9 protein-coding genes are annotated in these 11,983 nt (G+C 54.2%); 2 read left to right on the forward strand and 7 right to left on the reverse strand.

The window, feature by feature from the left end:
- Positions 1 to 87: 87 nt before the first annotated feature.
- The 4 genes from ABD796_RS28940 to ABD796_RS28955 form a co-directional block, all read right to left on the reverse strand.
- On the reverse strand, positions 88 to 2,667 hold the full coding sequence (locus ABD796_RS28940) for an NACHT domain-containing protein (RefSeq protein ID WP_344914958.1): 2,580 nt from the start codon (positions 2,665 to 2,667) through the stop codon (positions 88 to 90).
- A 221-nt stretch (positions 2,668 to 2,888) separates the two neighbouring features.
- Positions 2,889 to 3,944, reverse strand: coding sequence for an NAD(P)/FAD-dependent oxidoreductase (locus ABD796_RS28945; protein WP_344914960.1), 1,056 nt, complete (start codon positions 3,942 to 3,944; stop codon positions 2,889 to 2,891).
- A 219-nt stretch (positions 3,945 to 4,163) separates the two neighbouring features.
- The gene (locus tag ABD796_RS28950) at positions 4,164 to 5,000 is read right to left on the reverse strand and encodes a helix-turn-helix domain-containing protein (RefSeq protein WP_344914963.1); all 837 of its coding nucleotides are present in this window, start codon (positions 4,998 to 5,000) and stop codon (positions 4,164 to 4,166) included.
- A 334-nt stretch (positions 5,001 to 5,334) separates the two neighbouring features.
- Complete coding sequence (locus tag ABD796_RS28955; RefSeq protein ID WP_344914965.1) at positions 5,335 to 5,757, reverse strand: hypothetical protein; 423 nt, start codon at positions 5,755 to 5,757, stop codon at positions 5,335 to 5,337.
- 26 nt (positions 5,758 to 5,783) lie between these two features.
- Here ABD796_RS28955 and ABD796_RS28960 point away from each other — a divergent pair, with 26 nt between their 5' ends.
- On the forward strand, positions 5,784 to 6,419 hold the full coding sequence (locus ABD796_RS28960; protein ID WP_344914967.1) for a hypothetical protein: 636 nt from the start codon (positions 5,784 to 5,786) through the stop codon (positions 6,417 to 6,419).
- Positions 6,420 to 7,061: 642 nt separating this feature from the next.
- Here ABD796_RS28960 and nagA read toward each other — a convergent pair.
- The 3 genes from nagA to ABD796_RS28975 all read right to left on the reverse strand — a co-directional run bounded on the left by nagA (position 7,062) and on the right by ABD796_RS28975 (position 9,834).
- Positions 7,062 to 8,231 (reverse strand): N-acetylglucosamine-6-phosphate deacetylase, encoded by a 1,170-nt coding sequence (nagA, locus tag ABD796_RS28965; RefSeq protein ID WP_344914969.1) that lies wholly within the window; start codon positions 8,229 to 8,231, stop codon positions 7,062 to 7,064.
- Positions 8,228 to 9,010, reverse strand: a complete 783-nt coding sequence (locus ABD796_RS28970) for a DeoR/GlpR family DNA-binding transcription regulator (protein ID WP_344914971.1) — start codon at positions 9,008 to 9,010, stop codon at positions 8,228 to 8,230. Before ABD796_RS28970 ends, nagA begins: the two co-directional genes overlap by 4 nt.
- A 266-nt stretch (positions 9,011 to 9,276) precedes the next feature.
- Positions 9,277 to 9,834: a methylated-DNA--[protein]-cysteine S-methyltransferase gene (locus ABD796_RS28975; protein ID WP_344914973.1), complete on the reverse strand. Its 558-nt coding sequence runs from the start codon at positions 9,832 to 9,834 to the stop codon at positions 9,277 to 9,279.
- 486 nt (positions 9,835 to 10,320) lie between these two features.
- Here ABD796_RS28975 and ABD796_RS28980 point away from each other — a divergent pair, with 486 nt between their 5' ends.
- A complete protein-coding gene (locus ABD796_RS28980) occupies positions 10,321 to 11,955 on the forward strand; it encodes a type 2 periplasmic-binding domain-containing protein (protein ID WP_344914975.1) in 1,635 nt (544 codons plus the stop codon).
- Positions 11,956 to 11,983 lie beyond the last annotated feature (28 nt).

Genomic DNA, 11,983 nt, shown 5'->3' on the forward strand with positions numbered 1-11,983 from the left:
CTCCTTGCCCCCGGCATACGAGTTAAAATTGGGCTCCACCATGTACGGAATCAAAACCGCCTCTCTGCCCGGCTCCATTTCTATGTACTAGGAATCCAGCTCCCATACGAGCTGCAGTGCATAACGGATAGGAAGGAAATCGGTCTTCCGCAATTTCGCAGGGTATTTCTCGGGATCGAATTGCAGCAAAAAGCAGCGTGCCGCTTCCAACATCCGTTCTCGTTCGAGATGGTTGAAAACTAGCCATACCCGGCTTTGAGTAACCGGCTTTCCCCACTGTTCCCATATATTCGGCCAGCATTGCTCGGCGAGCATCGGCCATCCCCAGCAGGCATCCTTCCCGGCCTCCTCTAGCAGGAGGCGAAGCCGTTTTTCCGGCGTTTTCCGTCCCAACAGCCTCAATCTCCTCGCCGGAGCCGATGGGACAGGAATGGGAAGCTCCTTCATGACGGCGCAAACGGGCGAGTCCAGCGATACGGCGTGCAAACTTTCCGCTCCTTGTTCGAACCGACGGTACACAGGCAGAAGTACCGAGACCTGGTCTTCATTGTATGGGTTCATTACTTGAGAAATCACATTCAGCAAACACTCACGGTATGCCGGTTCCTCCGTCTGCAAATAAAGCTCGACCAGATCGGGCAGCTCCTTCTCCTGAAACCAATGGCAGGCCGTCATTCGGCTTTCCGGCGCAGCGTCGCTGTACAGACAGTGCAGCAGGCGTAATTTGGCTTCCCAGGACGCGTTATGGCGAAGTACCGCATCCGGTTTCGCGAGAAGCCCTCCGATGGCGCGGATTCTCTGCGATCTTAGGGTTGGCGCTGTCCCCTCCTCGTTCCACCTTTCGGCCTGACGGACGATCAAACAATCCAGCACGCCGCTTCCCTCATAAATCCCCCTTTTTGCTTCTTCCTCAAGAAGCCGAATCGACAATGTGTATTGGTCCTCGGCCGACAGTACATCCAGAATCGTATAATCGCTGAACCAGTTCCAAGACAGCAGGAAAGCCGTCAAATCTTCCAACGATAATAAAGAAGGATACAATGCGCGAATAATCTTGTGGGCAAAAAACTCCGAGATATCCTCCGTCAGCCGGGAAGCAAGCTTCGCTTTGGCAGTCGTATCGCCGAGATCGATATAGAGGGACAGCGCTTCTTTGGCCATATCACTATCAAAGGTATCGTTCATGAATTCGTACAAGTCTTCCGTACATGGCTTCAAGTCCATCATTTGGATTAAAAATAAAATAAAGCTGCCAAACGGCCCTCTCATCCATCCTTTCTTCAAATAACCCGACAATAACTTCTCTACCCCGACATAGTAGAGCTGCTTGTAGAAGGCCGGTCTTCCCAGACGTGCATACATCCAATTCTGCTCATAGCAGGCAAGCAAAGCTTCCATTACTTTACGCTTGGCCGTATTCGTCCAACGGCCCGGATCTCCCAGACACAAAATCTCCGGATCATGCTGTACCATCAGCTCGAACAGTTCCGGGGAATGATCGCTTAGCCACGCAGCCGTCTGAAACAACTGCGGAATCACATTCCACTGTTCGTTGAACACCAGACTGCTTATCTGCTGCACCGTCATTTGCTGCGTCAACAGAAAGCGGGATGCCAAAAATTCCGCATAACTGTAATGGGCCCAGTTAAATTGCATAGGCTCGAATTCCCTGAACAGACCGGAACGAAGAACCTCCTCGGCATCCTCGACCGAGAAGCCAAGCGTACGACGAAGGCTGATCGGCCAGTCGCGCAGATCGAGTACACCTTCTTGAGGTAAACCAAGCGAGCGGTTGGAGATAATCGGCTTATTGCAAAACACCGTAATCGCCGCCAGGAACATGGCGACTTCGTATCTTTTCTCGGCGGAAGCAAAATTGCCGTTCGGCTTGCTTGTCTTCTTCCTTTCCTTGCACAATTCAAGACAGCCCAACTCGAATAAGCGGTCTTTCGTTGAGGGCAAATTTCCGTTATTTCTATACTCTCTAAGAAGCATCCTCAAGGTTACGGGAAAATAGACAAACCCGTTCATATACCGCTGCTTGACGTCTTGCAGGAATTTGTCGGCCTCGACTCCATAATCCGTGCAAGCGAGACGGATATCCTCCAGAAATAACGGCGCGAGCTGGTAGGCTTGAACGGCCTTCTCCCCCCATAACTTGCTCAGTTCGCTTTTGAACGAAGGCGGGAACAACCCCGGCCGGCAGGTTATGCGTATAATTAATCGGGATCGATCCATTTGGCGGAACGACTCCTTCAGAAGATCGCACATACTGTCGATGAGCAGCATGCCCTCGTCTAGCGCGTCGATGTATAAATAAAGAATGTCGCTGCTCCTCTGCCATCTGGCGACTGTCGGATGTTGCTCCAACTTGGCGGACAAGATTCCCGGAGAAGAAACAAAACGCAAATCTATAACATGATTCAAGCTGCCTTCCTTTTCATGAACTAAACCATTTTCGATAACAACCGACTTACCCAGACCCGAATCCCCTAGCAAAATTAGGCAAGGTACATGCGACAATTCGCCGAGCTGCACGAAGCAATCGCTCTCTCGGGACGGAAAAGCAAGCCATTCTTCCCTTTCCCACCAAGAGCGGATGTGTTCTTTGTCTCTCGGATACCAGTAACGCAACCAGTTATGCTGGATGCCTTCCGAATCTTTCATGTCAATCCCTCCGGGCGTACGATGCCGTCAACGTTGCGGGCCATTTCACAAGGAACATCTGGGTAGTTTGAATCATAAGTAGGGACTTTAGACGCATTCTTCCTTAATTCGACGTTTTCCAATCGATTCCTTCTTTGGGAGAGGAAAAAGCAAAAAGCACGCTTGCGCGTGCTTTAGTACAAAGTCAGTGCTCATCCACTGTCTTCGGGAAGGTTCAACGTCTATTTGCTGGCATACAAATGCTTCAGCATTTCGCGGTTTTTCTGCGCGAACAATTCATTATGCGAGGACACCATCCCGTACGAGTTGGCATCGGGCGTGACGAATTGCTTCGCTTTATTGACCGCGTTGGCCGCGTCTTGGAACGCTCCGGCTATCAGGTGCAGCTTGCCTTCGTGCTGCAACACATCGCCAGCGGCATAAATGCCGGGCACCGAGGTTTCGCTCATGGAAGATCCCGCAATGCGATGGTCCTGCAATTCGATCTTCACCTCGCTATTGGCCAGCAATGCCTTGTCCCGCTCGTACCCATGATTGATGATCACCTCGTCGACCGCAAGCTTGAACAAGGTCCCTTCCTCATTGTCCTTCAGCAAAACGGTTTCGATCCGCTCGTGATCTGCGGCTGCGATCAGCTTTTCGATCGTAGTGTTGAGCAAGCATTCGACGGCATTCTTCTTCAGCCGCGTAATGTCGGCTTCATGGCCGGCTTTTAACGAATCCTTCCGATAGGTCAAGTACACCTTCTTCGCAATCGGCCCCAATTCGTTCGCCCAGTCAACGGCGGAATGGCCGCCTCCGGAGATCAGCACGGTTTTGTCTTTAAAGCGTTCAAGCGATTTCACGGTGTAGTGTAAATTTGCAACCTCGAATCGCTCCGCTCCCTCGATCTCGAGCTTGATCGGCTTCAGGATGCCTCCTCCAATGGCCAACAGCACGGTCTTGGACCGATGCGCCCGGTTCGAAGCGGTATGCAGAACGAAATGTCCTTCCGCATCTTTGGATATGGAAGTGACCTTTTCCCCAAGCACGACTTCCGGCTCAAACGTCAGGCCTTGCGCGACCATTTGCTCGATCAGCCGGGCACCAGGAACGGGAGTCAATGCGCCCACATCCCAAATCATCTTTTCCGGATAAACATGTACCTTACCGCCCAGAAAGGGCTGGAATTCAATAATTTTCGTTTTCATTTCACGCAAGCCGCTATAAAAGGCGGCGAATAACCCGGCGGGACCGCCGCCCACAATGGTGATGTCAAACAAATCGTTGTCCTGCATGATACAATCTCCTCGTTTCCCTTTATGTTTTCCAAGACGTGCGATCAGCTTTATGTTGATAATGATTATTGTTATCAATAACTCTCTGCAATAGTTTAGCAGTAACCGCACCAAATGTGAATACATAAATGACAAAATAAATATGAACAATTATCAAACGCAAACCAGTGAATAAAGCCGTATTTCCTACTATGTAAAATTAACTAAGCGGATTGGAGTCTATGAAACGGGCGGTTCACTCACATAAATTTTGTTGTAGGCGGAAGGAGACATCCCGAATTTCTGTTGGAATACTCTGCTGAAGTAGAGCGGATTGGCATAACCGACACTTGCCGCAACATCGCGAATGGGAAATTTGCCTGCCTTCAGCAGTTCACGCGCTTTTTCCATCCGATAATGAATCACGTAATCAATCGGCCGGAATCCGGTGTACTTATGAAAATAATACGAGAAGCGCTTCGGACTCATTGCGTGTAGCTCTGCCAATTCGCTGAGTGTCAGCGTGTTCATGTAATGCCCGTTCACGTAGGCAACGGCATCTTCTATCACCTTTTTGGCAGATGGACTGGCGCTTTCTTGGCGTTGGCAGCCCGCCAGCACCTGATGCATAATGCTTAAAAAAATTTGCTTGGCGCGAAGCTTTGCAATTCCCCCGGCAGCATGATTGTTCTGATGCAGCATATCCAGCCATTCCAGCATGCCCGGAATCGCCCCCGGCTCCAGCACGAAATGGCGGTCGCAAAGATGTTCGCCGCCGACATCGCCCGACTTGTTCAGGCTATAAAATAATAAATCGTATTTGAATGGGGAAAGCCCTGTAGCCTGCCATTCCAAGTGCATATCCGGCGCAGCATGAAAGACGGATCCGGGCCGCATGTAATAGTCAGAGCCGTTCGCACGTATTCTGGCCTCTCCGGCAATCGTAATCAAAAATCCATGCTTTACCGTCCTGAATTCACGCAATCCGCTTTTGGGTTGAATGACGAACCGGTAAACTCCCTCTATATCGCGGGAACCATTAGCCAACACCGCCGCTAATTCATCCACATCTATCATTGCATTCGCCTGCCCCTGCCAAAAATTGTACATCTGGCTGCTTTCATAAAAATTTCGCCACACTTCTCCCCTGTCATTTTAGCAAATTCCGGCTCAGGATGCCTCTTGATCCAGAGACCGATAGCCGGCGGATTCCAAGTATCCCGCTCATAGCTCTGCTGCTCTACTTCCCATTGATGGCGCGCGGCATTACGGTCAGGCAGCAGTCGTGTTAGATGCGGCATATAAGCCAGCTGCGGCTTAGTGTCTTTAAAAAGAATGCTGCCCCTTAAACCCATATTATGGATTTTGGGGCAGCCTCCGTGCTCCGGCTATCAGTCTCTATTTCCCCCCTTTATGCGAATTGCGTGATAGCAAGGTGTGCTGAAACAGGTCTTGTTCCTCCAGCAAGAGGAGTAATAGTTAATGCCGTAGAATTGCCAACAGGATTTCGTACAGTAAGCAATGAATTGATGACGGTTGTTTGGACAAGCGCTATTCCTACGATCTGAGAAGTGCCTGTTGCACGTCCAACCACTGTATAGGCCAGATCAGCGCTATTAAGAGTTAAAATCAATTGACCTGCTTCAGTCACACTCACCTGAAACAAGACCTGATAAGTTCCAATTGCAGATAAGTTAAACGTACTGGGACCTGTACGGGAAATAGTCGTCCCACTAGTAGGTCCATTTTGCGGGAAACTTACGTCGGTACCAGGAGCGACTGTTGCTGAATTATCAAGAGGCATCAAGGCATAAAAATCTGCAAAACTTAACACTCCTCCTGCAGATCCGGTTGCTCCCGTTGATCCGGTTGCTCCGGCTGTTCCCGTTCCTCCCGTTGCCCCGGTTGCTCCCGTTGATCCAGCTGTTCCTGTCGCTCCCGTTCCTCCCGTTGCTCCGGCTGTTCCTGTTCCTCCTGTTGCTCCCGTTCCTCCCGTTGATCCGGCTGCTCCCGTTCCTCCGGTTGCTCCCGTTCCTCCCGTTACTCCCCTTGCTCCAGCTGTTCCCGTCACTCCCGTTCCTCCGGTTGCTCCCGTTCCTCCCGTTGCTCCCCTTGCTCCAGCTGTTCCCGTCACTCCCGTTGCTCCGGCTGCTCCCGTTCCTCCGGTCGCTCCCGTTCCTCCGGTTGCTCCGGTTGTTCCCGTTCCCGTTGCTCCGGTTGCTCCCGTTCCTCCCGTTGCTCCCCTTGCTCCAGCTGTTCCCGTCACTCCCGTTCCTCCGGTTGCTCCCGTTCCTCCCGTTGCTCCCCTTGCTCCAGCTGTTCCCGTCACTCCCGTTCCTCCGGTTGCTCCCGTTCCTCCTGTTGCTCCCCTTGCTCCAGCTGTTCCCGTCACTCCCGTTCCTCCGGTTGCTCCGGTTGTTCCCGTTCCCGTCGCTCCCGTTTCTCCCATCGCTCCAACAGGTCCGGGTACTCCTCGTGGCCCTCGCATCCCGGTAGGTCCTTGTTGTCCTTGATGTCCTTGGGGTCCTTCGGGTCCTTGAAGTCCTTTAAGTCCTTGGGGTCCTGCAGGTCCTTGAGGTCCTTGAGGTCCTTGAAGTCCTTCGGGTCCTGCAGGTCCTTGGGGTCCTTGGGGTCCCGTAGGACCGCCAGCAGGTCCCGCTGGTCCTTGGGGTCCTGTAGGTCCGGGAGGGCCAACAACCGTCGGAGTTGTAACGTTCACTTCAGGTGGAGGACATGAGACCTGCACAATTTTTTTTATGGCTTGCTGGCGACGCTTCTTTCTTTTTCCAGTCAAAGGGCAACTAATTACGGTTTTCTTCATACACCGTTTCTTTTTTTTCATACAACCCAATAACGACACCTCCCTATATTAGATGGTTCAGTGTACGTTATTTCTTTGTATTAGGCGTGGACTAAACACTATTTTCAAACAATTGGGTTCTTGTCGATTTCCACCTTCGATGCCCAAAATTTCATCCTGAATTACCGTTGGGAAAAAACGGAACGGCGAAATTAACGAAATCAAGTAAAATTCGCCCATCAAAAACTTTCTGAAATGAAAGAAGGAGCTGCATGTCGCAGCCCTTCGTTTTGGAACAAATGTTGACTGGTCAGATTTATGGAGAAAGCTCTACCTCTCTATCTGGAGGACCCCACCGCCGCATAACGTATCTCCCCGCCGACCATCGTCCACTGCACCTCGAAGCGGTCATTCAATAGCGTCAGATCGGCGGCGCAGCCCGGCTCCAGACGTCCGGCCGGAAGACCGAGCAGCGAAGCCGGAGTAGTGGCCGCCATCGTCACCGCGTCCGCTAGCGAGATGCCCAGCTCCGTCGTCAGACGTAGAGCCTCGTTCATCGTGACCGTACTGGAGGCGAGCGTGCCGTCCGCCAGACGGGCAATCCCGTCCTGGACCGTGACGTCATGGCCGCCAAACCGGTAGTCGCCGTCTCCGAGCCCCATCGCCTGCAGCGCGTCGGTAATGAGCACCATCCCGCGCGGTCCTTTGATCCGGTGCATCAGCCGCACGATGGCCGGATGCAGGTGCACGCCGTCGACGATCGCCTGCAAGCTGACATGCGGCTCCTCGAACGCGGCGGCGATTAGGCCGGGGGCGCGGTGATGGATCGGCGGCATCCCGTTGAAGCAATGCGTAACGTGACTGGCCCCGGCTTGGAACGCCCGGCTGGCCTCCTCGTACGTAGCGTCGGAATGCGCAAGCGCCACAATAATCCCCTTCTCTACCAAATAAGCGAGCAGCTCCATGCCGTTCGGCAGCTCGGGAGCCAGCGTCACCATTTTGACGAGCGGCCCGGCTTCCTGAAGAATGCGCTCCATCTCCGCGATATCCGGGTGCCGCAAATGCGCCTCATGCTGCATCCCCTTCCGCTTCGGGTTCAAATACGGCCCCTCCAGATGCAACCCCGCGATGCGGGCACCGGCCTCCCGGCCGATCACGCCCTTTACGCTGCGGATCATCGCGAGCAGATCGTCGAGCGACGAGCTGACGGAAGTCGCCAGGAACGATGTGCAGCCCGTCGCCGCGCACGCCCGGGATACCGCCTGTACGCTTTCCTCGGTGCCATCCATCATGTCGTAGCCTTCCGCGCCGTGAATATGCACGTCCACCATGCCCGGTATGAGCAGCATGCCTTGGCCGTCGATATGCCGGACGTTCTCTTCCTGCACGGGCCCCTTCCCGGGCTCGATCCGTTCCACTACCCCGTCGCGAATCCACACCACAGCGGACGGAACCACTTGATCCGGCAGGACTATACGAGCATCGGTAATAACCGTTCGTTCGCTCATGCTTCCCCCTCCTCTTCGCTGATGTCCCCGCAGATGACGACTTCGACTTCATGCCGGTCCAGCGCTTCCTGCATCTCCCCGGGCACGATCTTATCCGTGACCAGTACGTCCACCCATTCCAGCCCCAGCCGGAAGCCGGACATGGCAGCGAGCTTCGAGCTGTCTGCGACCGCGATGACCTGATCGGCCCTTCGGGCCATCTCCCTTTTCACGCGCGCGTCTTCCTCATAAGGATACATCAGACCGTCGGACACGATGGCGGAAACCCCGATAATCGCTTTGTCTGCACGGAGCTCGGACAGCTTCTCCAGCACCGAAGGGCCGTACAATAGATGATGCTCCTTATGGAGATAGCCGCCGAGCATGTAAATCTGCACATGCGGTTTATCCATCAGAACGCCGACATTATCGATCGAGTGCGTGATGACGGTAACGCCCTTGGCTTCGATCCGCTCGGCAACCGCCTTAACTGTCGTCGCTACGTCAAGAATAACCGTCTCGTCGTCGCGGATCATGCCCGCTGCCACTCGCCCGATGCGGCGCTTGGCTTCGGATTGCTCCGTGCTCCTCTCCCGGTAAGACGCGAACGGCTTGTTCAGCCTCGGCAAAGCGATGCCTCCGTGCGTGCGAACGGCGGAACCGTCCTCCGTCAGCCGGACGATATCCCGCCGGGCCGTATCGCGCGAAACGCCCAGATGCCGGCAAATGTCCGGAACGCTCATCGCGCGGTGCGATTTCAAGTAATCCAGAATGTAAAGCAGCCGTTCTTCCTGCAACATGACCGCATCCCCCGCTTTCATAAGTATTTTATCATAAGTAATAAGTATATTTAAGTATTTAATGCGTATTTTCGCAAAAAAAGACCGCCTCTTGCCGCTTCAGAAATTGGCATAAGGCGATCTATTCGTATTTTCTCAGTCATAGAAAGGAACCGCGGCTCCTTTCAACCCCACTGTCCCGGACAAAACGGACGACGCGGCTGATTAGGACCGGCACCGAAATGGGGTTTCCCCGCTCAAGCTCCTCTACACGTCTGAACGCAAGCTCAGAACAGGAACCGGGCATGGCCGCCATCCTCCACGCCTTCCACACCCTCCAGCTCCAGCAGCTTGCGCTTCATTGCCAGCCCGCCGCGAAAGCCTGTCAGCTTCCGGTTGGCGCCGACGATCCGGTGGCACGGCAGCATAACCGGGATCGGATTGGCCCCGTTGGCGGCGCCCACCGCCCGGACCGCTTGCGGCTTGCCGATCTCGGCGGCGATATCGCCGTAGGTGCGGATTTCCCCGTACGGCACTTTGCCGAGAGCCGTCCATACTTGCTGTTGAAACGGCGTGCCGATCAAATCCAGCGGAATATGCCCGAAAGACTCGCGCTCTCCCGCAAAATAACCGCGCAGCCAGTCCACCGCCCCTGTCCGCTCCAGCGCTGGCGCATCTTCCCGCATCTCCGTACCCGGTGCGATCCGGTTGATCCACCCGCGCCAATGCTCCAATCCTTCATGCGGGAAGACGATCCGGCACAGCCCGCGCTCGGTAGACACAAGCAGCCACGAGCCGCCCTCCAGCTCCAGTCCGGCCCATTTCCATTCTGTCCTCACGATCATCAGCCTTTCCTTATATCGCCGTGCGCGGCAAGCGCCAGGTGTCGCTCCCCTACTTACATGCCGCCATATGTCTTGATTATAACCCAGCCGCGCGGTCTTATCCCAGCCTCCGCCATGGCCGCCGCTGCCGGCATACAAAAAAAAGTAACCCTCAGCTACGGGCTGAGGGCCAAAGTTTATATGAAAAAAAGGGGGTCGAGTTCTATTATAGGCTTGGTTTGTTAACGCTGTATCAAATTAAGATTTCCATTGTGTTACAAAAAAAATCATTCTCGTTCGAAGTTGATTTTTGACTATCCAAAATCAATATTTATCCATTGCGCCAAAATGTAAACGTATACAATAGATGAGAAAAACGGCTTTACACCGGTGCAAAGGAATCGTCGGTTCAAGTATCGGAGGTGTTCGGAGGGGGATTAAAGACCAAGGCAAGCGCATGTTAGGGCGGATCGGCCATTCCTAGACTACGAAACGGAGGTTGTCTGCATGAACAAAAAAATAGCGACAGCACTTTCAATGGGGTTGGTATTAACCGTTGCCGCAACGGCCTGCTCGTCCGGCAGCAAAGAGTCGAAAGATCCGGGTACTCCGTCCGGCGATAAAAAAGGGGCGCGCGTCAAGCTGAGCCTGTTCCATACGAATGCGGGCATTACGATTCCCGACGGTACGGATTTGAACAACAACCCGTGGATCAATATTGTCAAAGACAAAGCGAATGTCGACCTAGAGGTGGAGATTCCCCCCTACACCGATTTCCCGACGAAATTTAACCTGCTGCTCGCCTCGGGCAGCTTGCCTGATATCGTGCAGGGCTACGATCCGATCGCAGCCTACAAGGCGGCCCGGGACGGCGCCTTCATCGACTTGAAGCCCTACTATGATAAATCTCCTCTGCTGCAAAAGGTCGTTACTCCGCAAATGATGGAGCTCGCCAAGGATACGGTCAGCGGCAAATATTGGCGCATCCCGATGGCCTATGACAAAGGACCGCAGGGACAGGGCGTCTTCGCCCGCTACGATCTGGTGCAAAAGTACAACGACGGCAAATGGCCGGAAACGATCGACGAATGGATCGAGCTGCTGCGGAAAATCAAGAAGGCGGTCCCCGACTCCATCCCGATGTCCAACCGGGTCATCGGCGACACGCTGTTCGGCTACGGCGGCGCGGTATTCTTCAATCTATTCGGAGCCGATCCTTACGGCTTCCGCATCCAGAGCGGCAAGATCGTACCGAACGTGCTGCTGCCCGAATACAAGGCGGCGGTGGACGTGTATCGTCAGCTGTATGCCGAAGGCATCTTCGATCAGGAGTTCGCGACCAATACGAACGACAAATGGTTTCCGAAATGGAATTCCAAAAACGTGCTCTTCCAATGGAACAGCGCCGACCAGCTGCTGCCGGGCATCGTTCCCGTATCCGGTCAGGTCGGAACCGCGACAATGGCGCCGGAGGCGAGATTCGCCTTTGCCCCGGACCTGAAAACGTATCCTTCCGTCGTATCCGATCCGCGATATGCCAAAGGCTTCCTGGGGACGCCGATCTCCGGTCACGGCATGTACGTGTCCTCGCAAAGCAAAAACCCGGATCGGGCGTTCCAGGTCATCGAGGCGTTCGCCTCCGACGAGCTGCGCGAAGCGGTCTTCTGGGGCAAGGAAGGCGACACTTATACGGTGCAGGCCGGCAAACGCGTGCCGATCGCCGACAAGCTCGGGGACCCGAATCGTACCTGGAGCCGGGTATACGCCCTGCTGTTCGGCTATACGGACGGTCAGGATGCGCAGCAGGCGCTGTATGAGCAGAAGGCCGGCGCGGACTACTTCAAATTGGCCAAGGACAGCATGAAGCAGCGCCAGACGGATGCGGAAGCGAACGGCTTGAACAGCCTGATCGGGTATGCGGCGCCGGACGATGCGGCGAAGAAGACGTCCGAGATGAAGCAGGCGCTCAATAAATTCACGACCGAAGCGATCATGGGCAAAATTACGATGGACCAGTTCGATCAAGCCCGCAAAGATTGGGAAAAGCAGTACCGCACCCTCGTATACGGTCCGATGCAGGCGTATTTGGACGCCAACAAAGATTATTTGATCAAGCTCGGCGTGAAGCAAGCGGGCTGGTAAGCCGACCCGGCGAACGATTCCCGGTCCC

It is taken from the genome of Paenibacillus hodogayensis, assembly GCF_039536325.1.
Lineage (GTDB): Bacteria > Bacillota > Bacilli > Paenibacillales > NBRC-103111 > Paenibacillus_AB > Paenibacillus_AB hodogayensis.